Genomic DNA, 23,464 nt, shown 5'->3' with positions numbered 1-23,464 from the left:
AATAGAACAGGAGAAAACGAGCATGAATAAACAAGTCAACCAACACCAAAATCTTAGGGCGATTATTTTAATTTCGACTTTTGGCGGACTTCTTTTCGGATATGATACTGGCGTCTTAAATGGGGCATTACCATATATGTCACAACCAGGGCAGCTCAATTTAACAGCGCTTACACAAGGTTTAGTGACAAGTGCATTACTTTTTGGGGCAGCATTTGGGGCAGTGATATGCGGTCGGTTATCAGACCGTTATGGCAGGCGTAGAACGATTTTTTCTCTCGCAGCGATGTTCTTTTTTTCCACGATCGGTTGTACGGTTTCACCGAATGCAGAAATTATGATTATTTTCCGATTCCTCCTTGGCCTAGCAGTTGGGGGAGCATCTGTTGCAGTGCCAACTTTCTTAGCAGAAATGTCACCTGCGAATCAGCGCGGAAGAATCGTTACACAAAATGAATTGATGATCGTAACAGGTCAATTACTTGCGTTCGTTTTCAATGCTATCATTGGTAACTTATTAGGAGAGAACCCATTTGTATGGCGAATTATGCTACCGATTGCTGCTCTTCCAGCGATCATTTTATTCTTTGGCATGTTGAGAGTCCCTGAAAGCCCAAGGTGGCTTGTCACTAGTGGGAAAAGAGATGAAGCCCTGCAAGTGCTACAAAAGATTCGCTCAAAGGTAGATGCAGAAAGAGAGCTTAGTGAGATTGAAAATGCCTATGAAAAAGAAAAGAACCTTGACAAAGCAACCTTTAAAGATTTCTCTATTTCTTGGGTGAGAAGACTTGTACTCATCGGAGTAGGGATTGCGATTGTCCAACAAATAACTGGTGTCAACTCTATTATGTATTATGGAACCGAGATATTAAGAGGTGCCGGCTTTGATACAAAAGCAGCGTTGATTGGTAACATTGGAAATGGTATTATTTCGGTTATCGCGACAATTGTAGGAATTGTCTTGCTAGGCAAAATCGGACGCCGCCCTATGCTCATTACAGGATTAATCGGTACAACGACAACATTACTTTTCATCGGAATTTTTTCAAATCTTTTTGCTGGGTCAGAATTACTTCCATATATCGTGTTATTATTAACCATTACCTTCCTTGCGTTCCAACAAGGTGCAATTTCTCCAGTGACTTGGCTCATGTTGTCTGAGATATTCCCACTCCGCCTTAGAGGGCTCGGCATGGGTGTCACAGTTTTCTGCCTTTGGATTGTTAATTTCTTAGTCGGTCTAACGTTCCCTATTCTACTATCTCAACTTGGGTTGTCTGTGACATTCTTTATCTTCGTTGGATTCGGTATCTTGTCAATATTGTTTGTTACTAAATTCTTGCCAGAAACGAAAGGGCTTACATTAGAAGAACTTGAAGCGAATTTCCGAAATCATGGTCATTCAGGCGTTGATGTTACATCAAATAATAAAACAATTTCTTAATGAAAGAGGTATATAAATGAAACTTGCATTTAACCAAGCGACAACTCTCAAAAATTCTAATTTATCAAAAGATTTAAACCTTTGCGAAAAACACGGTTATGATTTTATTGAAATTCGAACAATGGATAAATTACCAGAATACCTTGAGACTGCTTCACTTGAGGATCTAAACAACTATTTTCAATCAACCACAATTAAACCACTTGCCTTAAATGCTCTCGTCTTCTTCAATAATCAATCAAAAGAACAATACGAAGCGACAATTCAAACATTTAAAGACATGCTTGAAACGGCCAAAACAATTGGTGCACCTTACATAGTTGCCGTTCCACTAGTAACAAAAGAAAAATTTCTTAAATCAGAGATTCATAAAAGTTGTGTAAGCGTGTTAAAGGAACTTTCTACGCTCGCTTCTCCTTATGAAGTAAAAATCGCTTTAGAATTCGTAGGTCACCCTGAATGTACTGTCAACACATTGTCTCAAGCATACAAAATCATTGAAGAGGTTAATTGTGACAACGTAGGGCTTGTTCTAGACTGTTTTCATTTCCATGCAATGGGCTCACGTTTAGAGGACTTACAAAAGGTTGATATTTCAAAAATCTTTATCGTCCATATCGATGATACAGAGGACTTCCCAATCGGCTTTTTAACAGATGAAGATCGCGTATGGCCAGGTGAAGGCGCCATCGATCTTCAAGGGATTTTCAGCATCTTAAAAGAAAAAGGATATGACGGTGTGGTATCTGTTGAGCTATTTAGACCCGATTATTACAACCTTGATGCAGAAGTAGTCATTAAAAAAGCCAAACAAACGACAAACAACGTACTTACAAAAATGGGGGTCTAATTGCCATGAAGGAGTGTTCATAATGACTGTAACTGATGTGAAATTAGTTTCAATGAAAGAGATGTTAAAAGAAGCGAAGCAAGCAAAATATGCTATTGGGCAGTTTAATATCAATGGATTGCAATGGACGAAAGCCATTCTACTTGCCGCAGAAGAAGAGAACTCTCCTGTCATTGTTGCAGCTTCTGATCGACTTGTTGATTACCTAGGTGGCTTTCAAACGATTGTTGGAATGGTAGAGGGATTGATGAGAGATTTATCGATTACAGTTCCAGTTGCTTTGCACCTTGATCACGGGGCGAGCGTTGCTAGGTGCCAATCAGCCATTGAAGCAGGTTTCAGCTCTGTCATGATTGATGGTTCATCCTTTTCTTTAAAAGAAAACATCCGTATGACAAACGATGTTGTCAGCTATGCGATGAAAAGAGGTGTATCAGTAGAGGCAGAAGTTGGCTCAGTCGGTGGTATGGAAGATGGGATGATTGGCAACATTGTATATGCTAATCCATTAGACTGTCATCGACTTGTACAAGAAACCAATGTAGACGCACTTGCGGCAGCACTTGGTTCAGTACATGGGCCATACCAAGGTGAACCAAAGCTTGGATTTGAAGAAATGAAAGATATTTCTGAACGCACAGATATCCCATTAGTACTCCACGGAGGTTCTGGGATTCCGGTCGAACAAATTCAGCGAGCGATTTCATTAGGGCATGCGAAAATTAATGTCAATACAGAATGTCTACTAGCTTGGAATCAAGCTATACGCTCTAAATTAAAAGAGGATGCTGACATATACGATCCACAAACCATCCTAACGCCAGGTACAGAGGCTATTAAAAGTGTGGTCAAAATGAAAATGAGGGAATTCGGATCTAGCCAGCGCATCAGATAAAAAACCCATCACATCACATGAAGCCGCCTTCCATAAGCCATGATGAAAAGGAAGATCACGATGTTAAAAATGAAAAGAATTCAACAAATCAAAGAATATATCTTGAAAAATCAGTCTGTATCTTTAGACGACCTTGTCGAGACATTTGACGTTTCCAAAAATACCATTCGACGTGATGTCCAAAAATTAGTAAACGAAGGACATATTCAAAAGGTCTACGGAGGAGTTGCTGCAAATCATGCGAAGCTTGAAGCCTTTCAAGACAGACAAATTAGAAATCAAGCGCAAAAACGTCTGATTGCAAGAGAGGCAGCAAGCTGGGTGAAGGATGGAGATGTGATCTTTATTGATTCTGGTACGACAACACTGGAGCTCATACATTTCATTCACAACAAACAGGTAACAGTTGTGACAAATAACGTGGATTTCATCGTTCAAGCAATGCCTTATAAACAGCTACAAGTGATTTCGACAGGGGGACAATTAGAACGAAAGACGAAATCCTTTTCCAACTATTCTATAGCTGAGGAGTTAAATCTATATAACTTTGATAAAGTATTCATGGCATCTACAGGTGTCTCCATCTCTAATGGTGTCACCAACTCATCACCTGTCGAAACAACTATGAAGGAGCTAGTTGTAAAAAAAGGAAGAGATGTTTTTTTACTTGTCGATCATACGAAGTTCGACAAATATGCAATGGTTACCTACTGCGGTTTGGATGAGATAGACTATTTAATCACTGATGATCCATTAAATACACAGTATGTCAACTTTATTGAACAAAACGATATTAAATTGATTGTAGCGACAGACAAAGAATAAGTATTGACATGATGATTGACACGTTTGAAACAAGCGAGGCTGTTTGGGTAAGAGAGACCCTCTCAAGAGCAGAAATAAATTTATACGATAAGGTAGGGAGTACGATGGAAACAATTAGATTGACAATGAGTCAGGCATTGGTCAAGTTCTTAAATGCCCAATATGTTGAGTTCGATGGAGAGAGAGAACCATTTATTAAAGGAATCTTCACCATTTTTGGTCATGGAAACGTTGTAGGAATTGGTCAAGCACTTCAAGAAAACCCAGGAAGACTCGAAGTCTATCAAGGAAGAAATGAACAGGGAATGGCTCATGCGGCAATGGCTTTTGCAAAGCAAAAACACCGGAAACAAATTATCGCTTGCTCTTCATCCGTTGGCCCGGGCTCAGCCAATATGGTGACAGCGGCAGCAACAGCAACAGCGAACCAAATTCCACTTCTTCTTTTGCCAAGTGACGTCTTTGCTACTCGTCAGCCAGATCCAGTGTTACAACAAATGGAACAAACGCATGATCTGAGCTTATCTACAAATGATACGTTTCGAGCCGTCAGCAAATATTGGGATCGCATTACACGTCCAGAACAGCTGATGAGTGCAATGGTCAGCGCCATGCGCGTGTTAACAAATCAAATGGATACAGGTGCTGTTACCATCTCTTTACCTCAAGATGTACAAGGCGAGGCATGGGATTATCCTATGTCATTCTTTAAAGAACGTACGCATTACTTAGATCGGCAGGCGCCTTCTACCAGAAGCATCGAAGAAGCGGCTGAGCTGATCAAAACGAAGAAAAAACCACTCTTAATTCTTGGCGGAGGCGTTCGCTATTCAGAGGCTGCTGACGAATTCAAACAATTTGCAGAAACGTTCAATATTCCATTTAGTGAAACACAAGCTGGCAAGAGCGGAATTGAAAGCACGCACCCATTAAACGTTGGCGGACTTGGTGTGACAGGAAATAGTTCGGCAAACGAAATCTCACATGATGCTGATCTGATCATCGGTGTAGGCACTCGTTTCACTGACTTTACGACATCATCCAAACGTTTTTACGCAGAAAGAGATGTCCTGACAATTAATCTATCAGACTTCCATGCTTCTAAACTAGAAGCGACAAAAATCATCGCTGATGCGAAACTAGGACTTCGTGCATTAAGAAAAGCGCTAGACGGCTATCAATCTGGTTATACGAACGAGATTAAAGAGGCAAAAGCGAAGTGGGAGCAAGAACTTGAAAGACTCCGCAACATCGAATACTCAGGCGATGACTTTGAGCCAGAGATCAAAGGGCATTTCAAAGAAGAAATGGAAGAATACAAAAAAGAATTAAACACAACACTCCCGCAAACAACCGTTCTTGGTTGCATTAACGAATGGATTCCAAAAGATAGCATCATCACTTGCGCAGCAGGGAGTTTACCAGGTGACTTGCAACGTATGTGGGTCGCAAAAGAGAGAAATACGTACCACTTAGAGTATGGCTATTCTTGTATGGGATACGAAGTCGCATCTGCATTCGGTGCAAAAATGGCTGCACCTGACCAAGAAGTATATGCGATGACTGGAGACGGGAGCTACTTAATGCTACACAGTGAGCTTGTCACGAGTATTCAAGAAGGTTATAAAATCAACATTATGCTTTTTGACAACTCAGGTTTTGGCTGTATCAACAACCTTCAAATGGATAACGGAATCTCCAGCTTTGCAACAGAATTCCGTATGAGAAATAAAAAGACAGGTCAGCTTGATGGCGAGATCATGAAAATCAATTTTGCTCAATCAGCAGCAGCTTACGGTGCAAAAACGTATGAAGTGTATACACTTGATGAGCTAAAAGCAGCGATTGAAGATGCAAAACATCAAACGGTCAGCACATTGATTGATATCAAAGTGCTGCCAAAAACGATGACAGACGGTTACGGTGGTTCATGGTGGCATGTTGGCATCGCAGCTGTATCAGAGCAGGAGTCTGTGCAAAAAGCATTCGAAGCAAAGGAAAATCAACTAAACAAAGCAAGAAGATATTAAAAAGCTAAAAAAACGAAAGGTGTGATCATCATGACTGATCTAATCGTACCAGGACAAAAACGTGATAAAGAGGGAAAGGTGCTGAGCATCACGCCTGAATCTGCAGGTTGGACGTATATTGGATTTGATGTGTATACCCTCTCAAAAGGTGAAACGCTTCATCACGAAACGGGAGACAAAGAGGTTTGTGTTGTCATTCTTTCTGGTAAACTCCACCTTTCAACAACAACAGAAAAATGGGAGAACATCGGAGAGCGCATGGATATTTTTGAAAAGATTCCTCCATATTCTGTCTATGTACCAAATGGTGACAAGTTTGATATCAAGGCAACAACAGATGTAGAAATAGCCATTTGCTCTGCTCCAGGAAAAGGCACATACAAAGCGCGCCTCATTACCCCAGAACATATAGGGGTTGAACATAGAGGAGCAGGCAATATTGCAAGGCAGGTTCATAATATTTTACCAGAGCAAGAGCCTGCAGATCATTTGCTTGTAGTCGAAGTATTTACACCAGAAGGAAACTGGTCGAGTTACCCGCCACATAAGCATGATCAAGATCATTTACCATATGAATCTTACTTAGAAGAAACGTATTATCATAAGGTAAAACCAGATCACGGATTTGCGCTCCAAAGGGTGTATACAGATGACCTTTCTTTAGATGAAACAATGGCTGTCAAAGATGGCAGTGCTGTTTTAGTACCAAAAGGGTATCATCCAGTATCAGCGCCCCCTGGTTATGACATTTACTATTTGAATGTGATGGCAGGGCCTGTTCGGACATGGAAGTTTCATAACAGCAAGGAACATGAGTGGATTATGGAACACAAATTAGCTGCGAGCAAGGAGAAGTGACAATGTCCTATTTAACTTTTGAACAAGATAGAAAACTAGACGTCATTGCGATCGGTAGATTATGTATTGATTTAAATGCAAATGAAATCAACTGTCCAATGGAAGAAACAGTGACATTTACTAAATATGTCGGCGGGTCTCCTGCGAATATTTCCATCGGTCTTGCGAGACTTGGCATGAAGTCAGGCTTTATCGGAAAGGTTGCCGATGACCAAATGGGGCGTTTTGCGACACACTATTTGCAAGAAAACAACATTGATACTGAAGGAATTGTCATTGATCGAACAGGCGCGGTGACAGGCCTTGCATTCACTGAAATTAAAAGCCCTGAAGAATGCAGCATTTTAATGTATAGAGACAATGTCGCTGATCTTAAACTTGAAATCAGCGAAGTGTCTGAAGATTACATCAAACAAGCGAAAGCCATTCTTATCTCAGGAACAGCGCTAGCAAAAAGTCCTTCTAGAGAAGCCGTTTTCGTTGCGCTAGATTATGCAAGAAAACATCAAGTGACCATCATTTTTGATGTCGATTATCGTCCATATACTTGGCAGTCCGAAGAGGAAACATCAATTTATTATAACCTTGCTGCTGAAAAATCAGATTTGATCATCGGGACAAGGGAAGAGTTTGACATGATGGAAAAATTGACAGTTGACGGCCCATCAAACGATGAATCCACTGCAAATAAATGGTTTTCACATCATGCAAAAATTGTCATCATTAAACATGGAGGAGAAGGATCAATCGCCTATACAAAAGATGGTCTTTCCCATCGCGGGGGCATTTTTAAAACGAAAGTACTGAAAACATTTGGCGCTGGCGATTCATATGCATCTGCTCTCATTTATGCACTAATGAATGGGTTGACAATTCAAGAAGCAATGCGCTTTGGCAGTGCTTCAGCATCAATTGTTATTTCAAAACATAGTTCATCTGATGCGATGCCATCTGTAGAAGAAATCAAAGCGTTTATGGCAACAGCAGAAGAATTCATTCTAAATCAACCATAACAGTAGTAGAGGAGAGAGAAAAAACATGGCAAAAACAACCTTAAAAACAGTGAAAAATTATATTGGTGGCAAATGGACCGAAGCTGCAACAACGCAAACAGAAAAGGTTTTCAATCCTGCAACCGGTGAAGTAATTGCAGAAGTACCTTTATCAACAATAGAAGACGTAGATCGTGCTGTCCAGTCAGCAAACGAAGCATTCAAAACTTGGTCCAAAACAGCTGTACCAAAACGTGCGCGTATCCTTTTCAAATACCAGCAATTGCTTGTGGAGAAATGGGAAGAATTAGCTGAGCTTGTGACGCTTGAAAACGGAAAGAGCTTAACAGAAGCTAAAGGAGAAGTACAACGCGGCATAGAGTGTGTGGAATTCGCTGCTGGTGCACCAACCCTCATGATGGGGAAACAACTACCTGACATTGCAACAGGACTTGAGTCTGGTATGTATCGCTACCCCATCGGTGTCATTGGCGGGATTACACCGTTTAACTTCCCTATGATGGTTCCTTGCTGGATGTTCCCACTCGCCATTGCTTGTGGAAACACATTTGTCTTAAAGCCATCTGAAAGAACACCAATCCTTGCCGCAAGATTAGCAGAGCTATTTGAAGAAGCTGGTCTCCCAAAAGGCGTACTTAACATTGTGAACGGTGCACATGATGTGGTAAATGGGTTGCTTGAGCACAAAAACGTCAAAGCGATTTCATTTGTTGGCTCTCAGCCAGTGGCAGAGTATGTATACAAAAAAGGAACAGAGCACGGCAAACGCGTTCAAGCGTTAGCTGGAGCGAAAAACCATTCTATCGTCTTAAAGGATGCTGATTTAGATGGGGCAACAAAACAAATCATCGGTGCTGCGTTCGGATCAGCTGGTGAGAGATGTATGGCAGCTGCTGTTGTGGCAGTAGAAGAAGAGATTGCGGATGAATTCATTGAAAAATTAGTAATTGAATCAAATCAAATTGTCATTGGTAATGGCATTGAGGAAGATGTGTTCCTTGGACCTGTCATCCGTGAAGGTCATAAAGAGCGCACGTTACAATACATTCAATCAGGAGTAGACGAAGGCGCATGCCTCATTCGTGATGGAAGAAAAGACAGTGAGACAGAAGGCGAAGGCTACTTCGTTGGACCAACGATTTTTGATCACGTTACAGAAGAAATGAAAATTTGGCAAGACGAAATTTTCGCACCTGTTCTTTCTGTTGTACGTGTGAAATCACTTGGTGAAGCGATTGACATTGCCAACCATTCAAGATTTGCGAACGGTGCTTGCCTTTACACTGACAGTGCATCAAGTGTCCGAGAATTTCGTGAAAACATTGAAGCAGGTATGCTAGGCGTTAACGTGGGTGTCCCAGCTCCAATGGCATTCTTCCCATTCTCCGGTTGGAAAGATTCATTCTACGGTGATCTTCACGCCAACGGGACAGACGGCGTAGAATTCTATACTAGAAAGAAAATGGTTACAGCTCGTTATATGTAAACGAGCGAACAGGCGGCTGTGTCCCTTCTGATCACAGCCTGCCAAATAAATGGATGTGGTCATCGCGAAAGACAAAGTCCTATTTTCTATCATTTCATTTTTCTTTTGGTTTACACAGTTTCTCTATGTCCCGATTTTATCACCTTATTTAAAAACACTTGGTGGACACTATACCTTTATTGGTATCGTGTTAAGTAGTTACGGGCTGATGCAGCTTTTTTGCAGGCTACCTGTGGGGATCTTTTCCGACTTCTTAAACATGAGAAAACCGTTTATTGTCTTCGGCATGATGACGGCCACTTGTAGCTGTCTTTTATTTGCCTTAACGGACGCCTTCATATGGGGGCTTATTGCGAGGTGTCTTGCTGGCTTAGCAGCAGCAACATGGGTTGCCTTCACAATAATGTATGCGAATTATTTCAAAGAAAATGAATCACAGAAGGCAATGAATTACATTTCATTTATCGTTGTCCTCGCGCAGTTGTTAGGTATGAGCTTTAGTGGTTATATCGTCGATATCTTTGGATGGAAAGCACCGTTTTGGATTGGATCCTTCATCGGCTTGATTGGTCTTGTTTTATCACTTTTTATTCTCGAACAAAAAACAGAAAACAAGACCCAATTGAAAATGAAGCAACTCATTAAAGTCGCGAAAGAACCAGCGTTACTAAAGATTTCACTGTTGTCTATTTTAGCGCACAGTATGATTTTTACGACGATGTTTGGATTTACATCAACGTATGCACTCACCATCGGCATGAAACAAAGTGAACTTTTTTACGTTGTCTGTTCTTTTATGATGCCGCACACCTTAGCACCTTTATTACTTGCGAGACTGCTTAAGGAGGCGAATAAAAGAAACATCTTAATCGGTTCATTTACGGTTGCCTCATTTTCGATCTTTATGATTCCTTTTATTCAACAAAAGGTCATCTTTTATATCAACCAAGGAGTAGGTGGACTTGCATTAGGTTTTATTTTTCCAATACTTCTAGGAATGGCCATTGAATCTGTGTCACAAAGTTTTAGAGCGACTGCCATGGGTGCGTATCAAGCATTATATGCACTTGGTATTTTCGGTGGTCCGTTTATTGCAGGAATGGTCAATCATGTATTTGGCATCGCATTTGGATTTTATTTTGAAGCCATCTTAGGGGTATGTGCAGTCGGACTTATTATGACAAAGACTTTTGAAAAGATACAAAATCATGATACACACACGATTAAGCGCCATACATAAAGCGCTTTCATTCAGAGGGGGTTCTCAAATGAAATTAAGAATTGGTGTTATTGGTACTGGAGCAATTGGTCAAGAACATATGAAAAGAATCACAAATACATTGTCAAAAGGAAAAATTGTGGCAGTAACAGATGTGAATCAAGCGCAAGCCCAAGCGATTGTAAACGCATTACATTTAGATGCAACAGTCTACAACGATGGCCATCAACTCATTCAAGCTGATGATGTTGATGCGATTATCGTCACTTCTTGGGGACCAACACATGAAGAGTTTGTATTAGCTGCGATACAAGCAGGAAAACCTGTTTTCTGCGAAAAACCACTTGCGACAACAGCAGAAGGGTGTAAGCGCATTGTGAATGCTGAAATCGAAGCAGGGAAGTTATTCGTGCAGGTTGGATACATGCGCCGTTATGACCCAAGCTATCTAGCATTGAAAGCAACTCTTGATCAAGGAACTGTTGGTGAACCATTAATCATTCATTCTGCACATAGGAACCCAACAGTACCTGAAACTTATACTGGTGATATGTCAATTGTCGATACATTTATCCACGAAATTGATATTCACCGCTGGTTACTAAACGACGACTATGTGTCAGTACAAACAATTGCACCAAAGAAAACAAGTCAAGCAGCCGATCACCTTCAAGATCCAATCATAGTCTTGATGAAAACAAAACGTGGGGCACTCATTAGTGGAGAAATTTTTGTCAATTGTGAGTATGGATATGATATTCAGTGCCAAGTCGTTGGAGAAAAAGGAATTGCCAGTCTTCCTGAGCCTGCTACGGTTGTTTTGCGTACTGATGCAAAACATTCAAAAGATATTTTAGTAGACTGGCAAGCTCGTTTTAAAAGCGCGTATGATGCTGAACTACAAGATTGGATTGATTCTACATTAAAAGGGGAAGTCAATGGTCCAACAGCATGGGATGGTTATGTCGCAGCAGTCACATCTGATGCATGTTTAGAAGCGAGAGTATCTGGTGAAGTCACTCCGATTCACCTTGATGACCGCCCAGCATTTTATGATCAAGCATTAACAACCGTCCAAAAATAAATACTTAGCTGAAAAAGAAAGGGAGATTGAACATGATTTTAGCATACGACCCGTCTCATTACCGTGATCATACAAATTTAAAAGATACAATTGATAACGTTGCAAGACTCGGCTATGAATATGTAGAGCTGTCCCCGCGTAAAGATTTCATTTGGTTTTATGACTATCCAAAAGTTGATAAACATTTGATCAGAGACTTAAAGAGATATTGTCGTGATGCAGGTGTAAAAATTTCTTCTGTACTTCCTGTTCAACAATGGTCTTCACCAAATGAGCAAGAGCGGCAAGCGGCAGTGAGAAACTGGAAAAGATGTATTGAGATCACATCAGAACTTGGTGTTGATCTCATGAACAGTGAATTTAGTGGAGACAAAACACGCCCTTTAGAAAGTGAAGCAGCATTTGTCAGATCAATGGACGAACTGATGCCAATCTTTGAAAAAGAAGGGATTAAGCTAAACCTTCAGTCACATCCACATGACTTTATAGAGTTGAACATTGAAGCGATCCGCATGATTCGTGCACTAGATAAAGAATGGATCAAACTTGTGTATTCTGTTCCCCATGCGTTCTTCTATGACGATGGGATTGGTGATGTAGAGAAGCACCTTGATGAGGCAGGAGATCTGCTTGCACATGTATTAATCGCAGATACACTAAATCATAAAGCAGCTTACGGGCTACGTTATATCGTGAATCCACCAGATGCCAATGTAACCGTTCACCAGCACTTGAATCCTGGTGAAGGAGAAATTAATTTTGAAGCACTTTACCGGAAATTACGCGAAATGAAATTCGATGGAATCGTTACAAATGCAGTCTTTGCATATTCTGATCGCCCAGAATGGTCGAATGAAATCACGTTAAAGTCCATTAAAGAAGGATTAAACATCAAATAATAAAAAAAACCAGCGTTTATTCTCAAATAAGGGAACGCTGGTTTTTCATATGTGTCGATTGCATATTTTCAGTGCTTGTGCTCGATGCAAAATGTGTCTTTAACACCACGGTCGCGATGGCGCCATTCGACCTTGAGAAAAGTTCCAATGGATTTGTCAAATCGAATAACACAAAAGTCTTTTATCATAAAAAGTGAGAGGTTAAGCAGCCGGGCTTCCCGATTGCTTTGCTTGTTTATAATTGAAAAAGGAGATGATTAAATGAATTACTATAAATTACTTGTATCAATTTGCACCATAAAGAAGAGGAGATGCATACGATGACGGCATTTCTTTCATCCATAGCCTGAAAGAAGAAATGTTTGCAGGTGATACCGTATCAATGGAACGGTTCAGGTGGGGAATTGAAGTCATTTTGTATGGAATCCAGCAAGAAATCAATTAGAAAGGAGCACGAGCAAAAAGCAGTCAATGGCTGCTTTTTTTATATTTTCTCAACCTTTTCAACATATATAAAAAAATCTATATATTGTTTTTATATATAAAAAATTATATAATCTAGTGGAATAAACAAATGAGGTGCTTAGGCATGGAAAATACGAAGAATTTATTAGAGAGCTATATTCCTTTAGCAAAATCTACGGCAAAAATGTTTGGACCAAATTGTGAAGTAGTGATTCATGATTTAACGAACCCTCAAGCATCTGTCATGTTTACAGTAAATAACCATGTGACAGGAAGAGAAATCGGTCAATCATTTGATCATCTAGTCAAGACTGTATTACAATCAGAAGATTTTAAAGAAGATTATCTTGCTGGGTATACATTTAAAACAGAAGACAACCGTACCATTCGTTCTTCGACTTCATTAATTCGTGATTCTAAGAAAAAGGTGGTTGGAGCATTCTGTATCAATTTTGATGTTGAAGCTTTGAATCAAATGCAGCAATTTATGGATACTTTTCTTTCTTCAAAAGTTGAAGTTCAAGAGAATGAAACAACACCAAATGATGATTTTGATAATGTGGAAGGAATAGTAGATCAATTGATTCAACAGATCATTCAAAACAGTGTCCACCCAGTTATGAAACGTCATGAAAAAATTGAATTAATAAGGTTCATGGATGAAAAGGGAATCTTTTTAATGAAAGGTTCGGTTGAGAAGGTCGCATCTATGTTAGGTATTTCTAAAGTCACTGTCTACAGCTATTTGGATGAGATCAAACATAAATCGAATGAAGGGAAAACGAAATGAAAAGTATCCTTGAGGTAGGGAATCTAAAATCCAACGGACACTATGCATTCGCAACCATTCATCAAAACACGGTCTACGTTTCAGGACAATTTGCCATCAATCCAGAAACGAGAGAAAAAGAATTCGGCCCCATTGAAGATGAGACATTACAAGCGCTTAAGAATGTGGAGATGATTGTAGAAGCAGCCGGAAGTAAAAAAGAAAAGATTTTGCGTATGACATTATACATTTCGGATATTGAACTATGGGACAAAGTAGATGCGGTTTATACTGAATTTTTCGGTGAACATCAACCAGCACGTACTGTTGTACTAACGAATGAATTACATTTTGGTTTCAAAATTGAAATTGATGCGATTTCTTATATTTAGAATATTTTTTTGTCCATGTTATATAAAAAAGTATATTTCATATAAAAAATTATTTAAAGGGGTTGATGATTGATGGATCAATTGATTTGCAACCATTGCGGCAAAAAGTATGAGATGACACCAACTTTATGGAAATGTGATTGTAACGGCGTATTAAATCTGGTGAAAGATACCCCTAAAATAGATATAGAGGCTTGGAATCACTACCCAAACTCCTTATGGCGTTATGTTGAAACCATGCCATTTTCAAAAGGTTCTAAGACTTGGGAATCTGTGACAATGGGTGAAGGTCAAACTCCGTTAATCGTTTTAGATCCTAATGAGCCAAACACTTATGTAAAAGTTGATTATATGATGCCTACGCTATCCTTTAAAGATCGAGGAGCTGCTGTTTTAATGACAAAAGCAAAGGAATTAGGGGTATCAAAAGTCATTGCGGATAGCAGCGGGAATGCAGGAACGGCGATTGCCGCTTATGCAGCTCGCTGCGAGATTGCATGTGACATCTATCTAAGCGATGAAACTTCACCTAAAAAGGTCGCTCAAATAAAAGCCCATGGAGCAACGATTAAAGAGATTCGCGGTACACGAGAGGATATTGCAGCCGCGGCCCAAAAAGCAGTAGACGACGAAAACGTCTTTTATGCAAGCCATGTGTATCATCCTTATTTTTTTGAAGGAACAAAAACATACGCCTATGAAATTTATGAACAAATAAAAGGAGCACCTGATGCTTTAATCATTCCAGTTGGAAACGGTACTCTCCTCCTAGGTGCGTATTATGGTTTTAAAGAGTTATTTGAAAATGGTTTGATTTATCAAATACCGAAAATCATTGCCATACAAGCGAAAAACTGTGCACCTCTTGTGAAAGCTTATCAAAATGCGAAAGAATCAGCATCGCCTGTTACGAATACAGGAACCTTGGCAGAAGGGATAGCCATTGCTGCCCCGGCGCGCTCCAAACAAATTCTAGAAGCTGTACAAGATACCAATGGTACGTTTATTGATATTGAAGAAGATGAAATTCTGCATGCACGTTCTAAACTAAGTGAGAAAGGATTTTATGTCGAAGTGACCTCAGCAGTCAATTTGGCTGGCTACATGAAATATCAAAAGAAACCAGAAGAAACAATCGTCATACCTCTTTGTGGTGCAGGGATAAAATCAAAATAACCCAAACTTGAAATCGGAGGAATGTTTCATGGGTTTGGATTTTATTCACTGCGAAGCACATTGGTCATACAGTAACTTCCATGGTTTAGAAAAAGGTTAGCTGCTTGTATTGGTATGAATTTAGATGATTTGGAGGGGTTTGGTGGGGAAATACCCTTTAAAAACTACCAAGGTGACATCATCCCATTGCTGGAACAGCCCGATTCTGATCGTTACTTATCACCAGATGTTTGTCAGACCGTTGCAGCTAGATTGCGTCAACTGATCCGCCATTGGCCAGATGATGATATAGATAAAATGAGCGCTCTCTATCTAGCAGAGGGAATGGAACTAGCGCATCAACAAAATGAGATATTGGGATTTATATAGGAAGAGGATATGTTGTCATATGCCAGATCTTCAATATATATATGAAGGGTATCTCAAGAGAGATGCTCTTTTTCTTGCCTGAATGTACAATCCCTTTTGCCCAAAAGTACAATTTTACTTCACTATTTCATTGCGTAGAATAAAGAGGTGAATATCATGAATTCGATGAAAAAGGAGTAAGTGAATGGCTAAATTTTTATATAACTTAGGAAACTTTGCTTTTATGAAGCCTAAACGAATGTTAATCGGTTGGTTACTTATTTTAGTAGCTGTAGTTGCAGCAACAATAGGGACAGGCGTTTCATTTAATGGAGATATGTCGATTCCAGGAACAAAATCTGAAAAGGCGATGGATCTCTTGGAAAAGAAGTTCCCAGCAGGTGATGATGGGGGAACGATTCGTCTGATATTTAAAGCACCTAAGGATGAAACATTAGAAGCAAAGAAAGTAAAACATAAAATAAATGAGACGATGAAAGAAATTAAAAAGGATAAAGCAGTTAAGCAGGTGACCGATTTATATCAAAACTTTACGATAAGTAAAGATAAGAAGATAGGATATGCGGATATTACGTATCGAGTGAAAGCGGATAAGGTAAAGGAATCCTCAAAAGAGAAAGTATTAAATAGCATAAAGATTTCAAGAGATGCCGGCATCCAAACGGAATTAGGCGGCTCCGTCACATTCTCTGAAATTGAAGTAGGTGGGATTTCTGAAATCATAGGGATTGTCTTCGCCTTCTTGATTTTAGTCTTTACATTTGCTTCACTTTTGGTCGCAGGATTACCAATATTGACGGCTGTGATCGGGTTAGTCATAGGTGTTATGGTCATTTTAATCACCTCAAACTTTGTAGAAATGTCTGCATTTAGTCTCACATTAGCGGTGATGATTGGTCTTGCAGTAGGAATTGATTATGCACTGTTTATCATTTCAAGATATCGACAGCTGTTAGCAGAAGGCTACAATTTGAATGAGGCTGCTGCTAGAGCAGTGGGTACCGCAGGAAGTGCTGTATTATTTGCGGGCGTCACTGTTATTGTTGCATTATGTGGACTTGTATTAGTTGACATACCGTTTCTAGGTATCATGGGCCTTGTGGGAGCCTTTATGGTACTATCTGTTATGCTTGTTTCTCTGACGATTGTTCCAGCTATACTAGGGCTTCTTGGAGATAAGGTGAGTCCTTCCAGACAAAATAAGTTATTTTCTAAATTACAGCCAAAAAAAGAGAAAAAAACAATGGGCTGGGGAAGATTTATTCAAAAGCATCCGGGTAAAATAATGCTAGGTGTCATTTTATTGACAGGATTGGTAAGCTGGCCAGCACTTCATATGGAGCTTGGCCTTCCGGATAACGGTATGAAAGGCAAAGAAACAACTGAACGTAAAGGATACGATCTTTTAGCAGAAGGATTTGGCAAGGGGTTTAATGGACCACTTGTTGTCATCATAGATGCCTCTCAAGCAGATAAAACGAGGAAGTCCAAGTCCATCGAGGAATCATCAAAATTGTTAGAAAAAATGGATGGTATCAAACAAATCACGCCGGCGATCCCTGATCAATCGGGTGAGTACGCAATGTTAACAATCTTACCTAGAAGTGGTCCGGAGGATAAAGAAACGAAGCAATTAGTAAAAGACATTCGAAATGAATCGAGTGTGACTGACACAAAGTTTCTTGTGACTGGTTCTACTGCCGTGAATATAGATATTTCAGATAGACTCAGTCAAGCATTGCCAAAATTTGCAGGAGTCATTATTGGATTTGCTTTTGTGTTAATGATTCTTGTATTTAGATCATTCCTTGTTCCATTAAAGGCTGTACTAGGGTTTTTAATGACATTAACTGCTACATTAGGTTTTGCTGTCTTTGTTTTACAGGATGGACATCTTGCCCCATTGTTTGGAATACCTGCAGCAGGCCCTCTGTTGAACTTTATTCCTGTACTAGTAACAGGAATATTATTTGGTCTTGCAATGGATTATGAAGTATTTTTAGTTAGTAGAATGAGGGAAGAATTTCTTCTATCTCAGGATGCAAAGAAATCTGTTATTTCTGGATTACAGCATAGTGGCAGGGTTGTAACTGCAGCAGGCTTAATTATGATTTTCGTTTTCGCAAGCTTTATTTTTGCTCAAGACTTGATTATTAAAACAATGGGATTAACATTGGCATTTGGGGTTTTATTCGATGCATTTGTTATTAGAATGACCTTTATCCCCGCTTGTATGATGCTATTAGGGCGTGCAAATTGGTACTTACCTAAATGGCTGGCACGATTGCTTCCGCATATTGATATTGAAGGAGAGTCAATTGCCCAAAAAGAAAAGAAGATTATATAATTTATTCTTCTTTAAATGTTAAAATTCTAATACCGCCATTGCCTCTTTCAAAGGCGGGCGGTATTTTTCGTGTTATGATGGGGTTTGGAAGGTGAACGTTTATGGATAAGAAACGGATAGACCCATTTAATGAAATGATCTATTCCCGAATTCCCACGTTATTATGGGGTATTCTTGTGTATGTTGCAGCGATCATTTTTCAGTTTTTAACAGTATCTCTATCGCTTTCAAGTTTGTTTTTTTCTGGCCTTTTTGCAATACATCTCATTTTTCATTGGTGGTCTTTTTATTTTTTCCAGAAGAAGCCTTGGATTTATTTCTTCATACAAGGAATCGTTATTCTACTTTGTGTTTTAGCTATGCCAGCTGCCTCTCCTGTTATTTTAATTGGTCTTTTACCGGTATTAATTGCTCAGAGCATCGGTGTATACTATCATACATTAAAGATTATTTTGACAGGACTTTGTTTTTATGTGCTTTTTTTTCTAGCTCTTATTTTGGCTAATGATACAGATGATCTGACTGTCTACATTCCGATTTTATTTCTGATCCTTATTGTGGTCGTTGCATACTCTATCTTATTTTTCAGACAAGTAAAGGCTAGAATTCGAACTCAAACGTTTCTAAAGGAACTCGAACTCGCACATCAGCAGGTGGAAGAGTTAACCCTTGCTAATGAGCGTCAAAGAATGGCTAGAGATTTACATGATACCCTTGCACAAGGGCTTGCAGGCATTATTATGCAATTGGAAGCTGTTCAAGCACATTTAGAGAATCAAAATACCCAGCGTGCTCAAAGCATTATCAAGGGCTCAATGAGCCAAGCGCGAAAAACACTAGGTGAGGCACGGATGGTGATTGATGATCTTCGGAAGGATCGTCATGATCAATACGATTTAACCGAAACAGTAAAAAATGAAGTAAATCGATTTACGACAGCAACGAATATCCCAATTCGCACAAAGATCTCTGTACTTCAAAATATGTCGCCTTTTTTTATTGAACATACTGTTTACATAATAAAAGAATGCTTAACGAATGTTTCAAAACATGCCAAAGCAAGCCATGTCGAGTTAGTGATCGTACAACAAGGTGATCACATCCATTTGGAAATAGCAGACAATGGAGTGGGGTTTGATGAGAAAAAACGAGAATCCACTTTTGGACATTACGGCATCATTGGTATGTCAGAACGTGTCCGGCTGCTTGGTGGAGAGATCCATTTGAAAAGTAAAAAAAATGAAGGTACACAAGTAATAGTAAACATACCTTTGAAAAAGGAGTAAATACAGTGTCTTATCGAATTGTGATTGTGGATGATCATTATGTTGTGAGAGAAGGATTAAAATTAATTCTTGAAACAGACGAAAGATTTGAAGTTGTTGGAGAAGCAGAAGATGGAGGAAAGGGGTTAGATGTCATAAAAGAAAAATCCCCAGACCTTGTATTACTTGACCTCAACATGCCTATGATGAGCGGGCTTGATATGCTTAGAGAAATGCAGACTCTTCAAATAAAAGTTCCCGTACTCATTCTGACTACTTATAATGAAGAGAACTTAATGATTCAAGGGTTACAGCTTGGTGCAAAAGGCTACCTCTTAAAGGATACCAGCAGAGAAAACTTATTTAATACAATTGAAGCAGCCATCAGAGGAGACATTTTACTTCAATCAAATGTGGCCTCAAAGGTATTTGAATCAACCGCATACAAAGAACCTCATGCAAAATTGAAAACAGAAAATCATTTGCTTACCGAAAAAGAAATGCTCGTTTTGCAAGCAGTAGCTAGAGGGTTCCGGAGTAAGGAAATTGCATTTGATATGGGAATTTCCGAGAGAACTGTAAAAGCACATTTAACAAACATTTATCAAAAACTAAATGTGACATCAAGAGCTGAAGCAATTAAAACATCAATAGAATTAGGAATCATTCATTTTTAGATTTCATTCTCTTCATAGGGGCATAGGGGAAGTCGAATAAGTATAAGATTGTGAAAGTGCAATAAGGATTTACCCGAATGAGCTATATATTGATCTGCAAAACATAACCTCAAGCTGGTACAAGAAAGGAAGGACAAAATGTCCTTCTTTGTTCGCATTGATACAAATTCCAAGTGGTACCGTTGTGCAGCAGCTTCTTAAAAGGCACCCTTCAAGACAAAACTAGTTCATCGTATCCTCACACTCAATCAGGAACAAACTCTTGGGAGAGAGGGGCCTCGAACCACAAAGCCAAGAACGAAATTGGGTGGATTCTTAAATATCCCACATGGAGAACAGGCTTTTCAAAGTCTTAAGATCAACTTTATATGATTAACAATAAGGAGCCAGCAAAGGCTCTTTTTTTGTTCTCATCAATTGCAACACAAAAACTTCAGCTTCTGTTATGGAACCAGAAAGAGATTTGGTCAAACGGATAGCTCAAATTGTCATCGGAACGAGGAAAGATATAGCACGTTTTGAGAGAAATGAACTTAAAATTAAAAAGGATGTGTTTGAGGAGAAAGATTTGCCAGCCTAACTATTTCATTTTCATTTGTTCTTCCCCCCAATAACAAATCGCATCTAATACAGGTATCAATGATAATCCCTTTTCCGATAAACTATATTCTACTTTTGGAGGCACTTGAGGATATTCTTTACGATTAATTAACTGATCTGCTTCAAGTTCTTTTAGTGTATTGGTTAATGTTTTAAAAGAGATTGCCCCAAGCAATCGCTTCAACTGATTATAGCGAATAGGAGCATTGTTTGCATATAAAGCATACAGTACCGTCATCTTATATTTCCCACCAATTAATGATAAAGTGTACCCAAATCCAGTTTCTTTTAGATCAACATGAGCTGTAAAGGATTCTTCGGTCATTTTACACTCTCCTTTAGGTTAGTATCGCACTTTAATTACCGTACTTGTAGTACGTTATAGCATACAATAAAATGAATGTACATCAAAATATGATGAAAAATAATAAAAAAGGGTGAATGAATCATGAAAACAATTGTCTATGCACATCCTTGGGACGGAAGCTATAATCATGCCATTTTGACTTCCATTACAGAAAATCTAGAAACAAAGAGAGAACCATTTCAAGTGATCGATTTATATAAAGATGGGTTCAATCCCGTTTTTTCAGCTGAGGAATTGAAGTATTTTCATAAAGGAGAAACGCCTTATCAATTAGTTAAGGATTATCAAAAGAAATTAAGTCAGTCAACTGAATTAATATTTATATTTCCTGTCTGGTGGTGGGATTTACCTGCAATTTTAAAAGGATTTATTGATAAAGTCATGTTAAGAGGTTTCGCATTCTTGGAAGATAAAAACACTGGGGCTTTAAAAGGTTTATTGACAAATATAAAAAAAACAACCGTCATCTCAACATCTACAACAGATAAGGATTATATAGAAACTGAAGGCGGGAATGCGATTCAAAGCGTTTTTATTAACAGAACTCTTGCTGACTTGGGAATTAAAAATGAAGACACCAAATGGATTCATTTTTCGGGAGTTAACTTAACAACAGATGAAAAGAGAAAGCAATTTTTAAAAGAAATATCCCAGAATATTTGATTTACAGTACCAACAAATTCGGTAACAAATCAAGGAAGCCCAAAAAGGCCCAACCTCTACGACCGATTTAATTTATTGAGAAGGTCGTAGAAGTTTTTGAAATTTAAAAGAGGTATTTTTAGCTCTGCCAGCTCAAACAGAGTGCTAACAGCAGAATACCCACTGCCAATTACAGCAACTGTTTTATTCTAATAACGATTTGTTGCGTAATTTATTAATAAAGGCTACTTTAAAATGGCTGAAAATAATTGATATTCATTAAAGAAAATACTTACTCATACCATTTTTAAAGATAGGAAGGGTCTTAGTCACTAGATCTTCTGGTGAAATAGGTCTTCCATCCTTATTCCATGTGTATGCAGCTCCGTATATCCCCCAACTTAGCATAGTAGATAGGGTTGTTACCAATTGTTTATCCTCTAATTCAATGGTATTTTCAGTTCCTTTTAGCACAAGATCAGCTATGAGCTTCTGTAACTCCTCTTTAATTTTACTTTCTATAATCGTTCCTAAAGAATGATAACCTTTAGGACATAATTCGCTTAGCTCTTTATGGTGATCACACATGGCTAGAAAAATATTTGCAATGACTTTTTCATTGAATCCATCGTGATCATTTAATCTTTTTTTCAATTTGTCTGTAAATGTATTGGTGATTGTAGAATGTAATAAATCAAATTTATCGTCAAAGTGCGCATAAAATGTAGCGCGGTTAATAGTAGCCTTTTCTGTGATATCACGTACCGTTATATTGTTGAAATCTTTTTCACTAGCTAACGAAAGAAAAGAGTCTACAATCAATTGTCTTGTACGAAGTGTTCTTGGATCTTTTTTTGGCATAATCATTTTTTCTTCTCCTTTTAAGGGTTCATCATGGTTTCTAAAAGCGACAATACAATAGAAGTGTTGTGTAAACAACATATTGGCTATTTTGGTTATTGTTTATTATTCTTTTTCATCTTATCATCAAATTATACAACGCGCGTTGCTTAAATAACACATGTTATTACGAAAAAGTTTTGATCAAGGAAATAATTGTGATCATTCAGAATAACAAAAGGAGATAGAAGACCATGAACATCACTATTTTTGGTGCAACTGGTGCAATCGGTCAACTTTTAACACAGTTTGCATTAGAAAACGGAGATTTCGTTACGGTATATGTTAGAAACCCTGAGAAAATCAAGCAAAAGCATTCGAATTTACGCATTGTAACGGGGGAACTAACGAACACTTCAGCTATTGAAACGGCAGTTTCAGAAGCTGATGTCGTGATTAGCACCTTAGGCCCCGGGATTGATTTGTCGCGAAAACGAAAAGGCACACCGATTGCCGACGGACATAACCGGATTGTCAAAGCGATGAAGAAGTTCACCAAAAAAAGGTTGATTACACTCGCGACGCCAGCCTTGCAATCTGAAGACGATAAGAAAAGCTTATCGACGATACTGCCGAGAATACTGCCTAAACTTTTCATGCCAAATGGTTATGCCGAAATGAAGAAGATAGGAGAACTGATTAAACAATCGAACCTGGATTGGACAGTCGTTCGAATCATTAATCCTAATATCAAATACAAAGGGCAATCTTACGGTTATTCATTCGGCGATCAGCCAGCTAAAATGTCCGTATCTAGGGAAAATGTCGCTAAACTCATGTATGACGCCGCTAGGCAACGCCAATTAATCGGAAAAATGCCCATTGTCTATAATCATTAAATCAGCTTTTTGTATGAGAGTGTTGATTCAGCAAAAATTATAGGAATCATACC

General features: G+C 38.8%; 22 protein-coding genes. 20 read left to right on the top strand and 2 right to left on the bottom strand.

What is annotated here, in order from left to right; all coding sequences use genetic code 11:
• The first annotated feature begins 22 nt into the window (after window positions 1-22).
• From NSS65_RS09290 to NSS65_RS09205, 18 genes are all read left to right on the top strand, one after another.
• On the top strand, window positions 23-1,444 hold the full coding sequence (locus NSS65_RS09290; RefSeq protein ID WP_024427120.1) for a sugar porter family MFS transporter: 1,422 nt from the start codon (window positions 23-25) through the stop codon (window positions 1,442-1,444).
• 16 nt (window positions 1,445-1,460) lie between these two features.
• Window positions 1,461-2,294 carry a sugar phosphate isomerase/epimerase gene (locus NSS65_RS09285; RefSeq protein ID WP_024427119.1) on the top strand — a complete coding sequence of 278 codons (834 nt, stop codon included), beginning with the start codon at window positions 1,461-1,463 and terminating at the stop codon, window positions 2,292-2,294.
• A 37-nt stretch (window positions 2,295-2,331) separates the two neighbouring features.
• On the top strand, window positions 2,332-3,189 hold the full coding sequence (fba, locus tag NSS65_RS09280) for a class II fructose-1,6-bisphosphate aldolase (RefSeq protein WP_024427118.1): 858 nt from the start codon (window positions 2,332-2,334) through the stop codon (window positions 3,187-3,189).
• 60 nt (window positions 3,190-3,249) lie between these two features.
• On the top strand, window positions 3,250-4,014 hold the full coding sequence (locus NSS65_RS09275; protein WP_024427117.1) for a DeoR/GlpR family DNA-binding transcription regulator: 765 nt from the start codon (window positions 3,250-3,252) through the stop codon (window positions 4,012-4,014).
• A gap of 104 nt (window positions 4,015-4,118) precedes the next feature.
• On the top strand, window positions 4,119-6,044 hold the full coding sequence (iolD, locus tag NSS65_RS09270) for a 3D-(3,5/4)-trihydroxycyclohexane-1,2-dione acylhydrolase (decyclizing) (protein WP_081125269.1): 1,926 nt from the start codon (window positions 4,119-4,121) through the stop codon (window positions 6,042-6,044).
• A 30-nt stretch (window positions 6,045-6,074) separates the two neighbouring features.
• The gene (gene iolB / locus NSS65_RS09265; protein ID WP_024427115.1) at window positions 6,075-6,902 is read left to right on the top strand and encodes a 5-deoxy-glucuronate isomerase; all 828 of its coding nucleotides are present in this window, start codon (window positions 6,075-6,077) and stop codon (window positions 6,900-6,902) included.
• Between the two features lie 2 nt (window positions 6,903-6,904).
• Window positions 6,905-7,915, top strand: coding sequence for a 5-dehydro-2-deoxygluconokinase (gene iolC / locus NSS65_RS09260; RefSeq protein WP_024427114.1), 1,011 nt, complete (start codon window positions 6,905-6,907; stop codon window positions 7,913-7,915).
• A gap of 25 nt (window positions 7,916-7,940) precedes the next feature.
• The gene (locus NSS65_RS09255; protein WP_024427113.1) at window positions 7,941-9,401 is read left to right on the top strand and encodes a CoA-acylating methylmalonate-semialdehyde dehydrogenase; all 1,461 of its coding nucleotides are present in this window, start codon (window positions 7,941-7,943) and stop codon (window positions 9,399-9,401) included.
• A gap of 49 nt (window positions 9,402-9,450) precedes the next feature.
• Entirely contained in the window at window positions 9,451-10,641 is a 1,191-nt protein-coding gene (locus tag NSS65_RS09250; protein ID WP_024427112.1) for an MFS transporter, read from the top strand.
• Between the two features lie 28 nt (window positions 10,642-10,669).
• The gene (locus tag NSS65_RS09245) at window positions 10,670-11,704 is read left to right on the top strand and encodes a Gfo/Idh/MocA family oxidoreductase (RefSeq protein WP_061109940.1); all 1,035 of its coding nucleotides are present in this window, start codon (window positions 10,670-10,672) and stop codon (window positions 11,702-11,704) included.
• A gap of 32 nt (window positions 11,705-11,736) precedes the next feature.
• Complete coding sequence (locus NSS65_RS09240) at window positions 11,737-12,603, top strand: sugar phosphate isomerase/epimerase (RefSeq protein WP_070325886.1); 867 nt, start codon at window positions 11,737-11,739, stop codon at window positions 12,601-12,603.
• Window positions 12,604-13,192: 589 nt separating this feature from the next.
• On the top strand, window positions 13,193-13,858 hold the full coding sequence (locus NSS65_RS09235) for a helix-turn-helix transcriptional regulator (protein ID WP_046311244.1): 666 nt from the start codon (window positions 13,193-13,195) through the stop codon (window positions 13,856-13,858).
• On the top strand, window positions 13,855-14,229 hold the full coding sequence (locus tag NSS65_RS09230; protein ID WP_342467376.1) for a RidA family protein: 375 nt from the start codon (window positions 13,855-13,857) through the stop codon (window positions 14,227-14,229). The genes NSS65_RS09235 and NSS65_RS09230 overlap by 4 nt, the downstream gene beginning before the upstream one ends.
• 72 nt (window positions 14,230-14,301) lie before the next feature.
• The gene (locus NSS65_RS09225) at window positions 14,302-15,405 is read left to right on the top strand and encodes a threonine synthase (RefSeq protein WP_326135132.1); all 1,104 of its coding nucleotides are present in this window, start codon (window positions 14,302-14,304) and stop codon (window positions 15,403-15,405) included.
• Window positions 15,406-15,519: 114 nt separating this feature from the next.
• Window positions 15,520-15,774: a hypothetical protein gene (locus tag NSS65_RS09220; protein ID WP_342467375.1), complete on the top strand. Its 255-nt coding sequence runs from the start codon at window positions 15,520-15,522 to the stop codon at window positions 15,772-15,774.
• Between the two features lie 184 nt (window positions 15,775-15,958).
• A complete protein-coding gene (locus NSS65_RS09215) occupies window positions 15,959-18,121 on the top strand; it encodes an MMPL family transporter (protein WP_326135130.1) in 2,163 nt (720 codons plus the stop codon).
• Between the two features lie 101 nt (window positions 18,122-18,222).
• Window positions 18,223-19,407, top strand: a complete 1,185-nt coding sequence (locus tag NSS65_RS09210; RefSeq protein WP_326135129.1) for a sensor histidine kinase — start codon at window positions 18,223-18,225, stop codon at window positions 19,405-19,407.
• A 5-nt stretch (window positions 19,408-19,412) separates the two neighbouring features.
• Window positions 19,413-20,063, top strand: a complete 651-nt coding sequence (locus NSS65_RS09205; RefSeq protein ID WP_065214416.1) for a response regulator transcription factor — start codon at window positions 19,413-19,415, stop codon at window positions 20,061-20,063.
• Window positions 20,064-20,643: 580 nt separating this feature from the next.
• Here the strand turns inward: NSS65_RS09205 and NSS65_RS09200 are convergent.
• Window positions 20,644-20,988, bottom strand: a complete 345-nt coding sequence (locus tag NSS65_RS09200; RefSeq protein WP_034283468.1) for a helix-turn-helix domain-containing protein — start codon at window positions 20,986-20,988, stop codon at window positions 20,644-20,646.
• 123 nt (window positions 20,989-21,111) lie between these two features.
• Here NSS65_RS09200 and NSS65_RS09195 point away from each other — a divergent pair, with 123 nt between their 5' ends.
• Window positions 21,112-21,693, top strand: coding sequence for an NAD(P)H-dependent oxidoreductase (locus tag NSS65_RS09195; protein WP_070325880.1), 582 nt, complete (start codon window positions 21,112-21,114; stop codon window positions 21,691-21,693).
• A gap of 258 nt (window positions 21,694-21,951) precedes the next feature.
• Here the strand turns inward: NSS65_RS09195 and NSS65_RS09190 are convergent, their stop codons facing one another.
• Window positions 21,952-22,539, bottom strand: a complete 588-nt coding sequence (locus NSS65_RS09190) for a TetR/AcrR family transcriptional regulator (protein ID WP_244858511.1) — start codon at window positions 22,537-22,539, stop codon at window positions 21,952-21,954.
• 227 nt (window positions 22,540-22,766) lie between these two features.
• On the opposite strand from NSS65_RS09190, the gene NSS65_RS09185 reads away from it, so the two are divergent.
• Window positions 22,767-23,411 (top strand): NAD(P)H-binding protein, encoded by a 645-nt coding sequence (locus NSS65_RS09185; protein WP_326135128.1) that lies wholly within the window; start codon window positions 22,767-22,769, stop codon window positions 23,409-23,411.
• The last annotated feature ends 53 nt before the right edge of the window (window positions 23,412-23,464 follow it).

Origin of the sequence: Bacillus sp. FSL K6-1006, assembly GCF_038593175.1 — a bacterium.
Lineage (GTDB): Bacteria > Bacillota > Bacilli > Bacillales > Bacillaceae > Bacillus > Bacillus safensis.
This window is presented reverse-complemented; position numbering and strand designations above follow the sequence as displayed.

Coding starts and splice junctions, on each gene's coding strand:
- NSS65_RS09290 (WP_024427120.1), top strand. CDS start 23: ATGAATAAACAAGTCAACCAACACCAAAATCTTAGGGCGATTATTTTA.
- NSS65_RS09285 (WP_024427119.1), top strand. CDS start 1,461: ATGAAACTTGCATTTAACCAAGCGACAACTCTCAAAAATTCTAATTTA.
- NSS65_RS09275 (WP_024427117.1), top strand. CDS start 3,250: ATGTTAAAAATGAAAAGAATTCAACAAATCAAAGAATATATCTTGAAA.
- iolD (WP_081125269.1), top strand. CDS start 4,119: ATGGAAACAATTAGATTGACAATGAGTCAGGCATTGGTCAAGTTCTTA.
- iolB (WP_024427115.1), top strand. CDS start 6,075: ATGACTGATCTAATCGTACCAGGACAAAAACGTGATAAAGAGGGAAAG.
- iolC (WP_024427114.1), top strand. CDS start 6,905: ATGTCCTATTTAACTTTTGAACAAGATAGAAAACTAGACGTCATTGCG.
- NSS65_RS09255 (WP_024427113.1), top strand. CDS start 7,941: ATGGCAAAAACAACCTTAAAAACAGTGAAAAATTATATTGGTGGCAAA.
- NSS65_RS09250 (WP_024427112.1), top strand. CDS start 9,451: ATGGATGTGGTCATCGCGAAAGACAAAGTCCTATTTTCTATCATTTCA.
- NSS65_RS09245 (WP_061109940.1), top strand. CDS start 10,670: ATGAAATTAAGAATTGGTGTTATTGGTACTGGAGCAATTGGTCAAGAA.
- NSS65_RS09240 (WP_070325886.1), top strand. CDS start 11,737: ATGATTTTAGCATACGACCCGTCTCATTACCGTGATCATACAAATTTA.
- NSS65_RS09235 (WP_046311244.1), top strand. CDS start 13,193: ATGGAAAATACGAAGAATTTATTAGAGAGCTATATTCCTTTAGCAAAA.
- NSS65_RS09230 (WP_342467376.1), top strand. CDS start 13,855: ATGAAAAGTATCCTTGAGGTAGGGAATCTAAAATCCAACGGACACTAT.
- NSS65_RS09225 (WP_326135132.1), top strand. CDS start 14,302: ATGGATCAATTGATTTGCAACCATTGCGGCAAAAAGTATGAGATGACA.
- NSS65_RS09220 (WP_342467375.1), top strand. CDS start 15,520: ATGAATTTAGATGATTTGGAGGGGTTTGGTGGGGAAATACCCTTTAAA.
- NSS65_RS09215 (WP_326135130.1), top strand. CDS start 15,959: ATGGCTAAATTTTTATATAACTTAGGAAACTTTGCTTTTATGAAGCCT.
- NSS65_RS09210 (WP_326135129.1), top strand. CDS start 18,223: ATGGATAAGAAACGGATAGACCCATTTAATGAAATGATCTATTCCCGA.
- NSS65_RS09200 (WP_034283468.1), bottom strand. CDS start 20,988: ATGACCGAAGAATCCTTTACAGCTCATGTTGATCTAAAAGAAACTGGA.
- NSS65_RS09195 (WP_070325880.1), top strand. CDS start 21,112: ATGAAAACAATTGTCTATGCACATCCTTGGGACGGAAGCTATAATCAT.
- NSS65_RS09190 (WP_244858511.1), bottom strand. CDS start 22,539: ATGATTATGCCAAAAAAAGATCCAAGAACACTTCGTACAAGACAATTG.
- NSS65_RS09185 (WP_326135128.1), top strand. CDS start 22,767: ATGAACATCACTATTTTTGGTGCAACTGGTGCAATCGGTCAACTTTTA.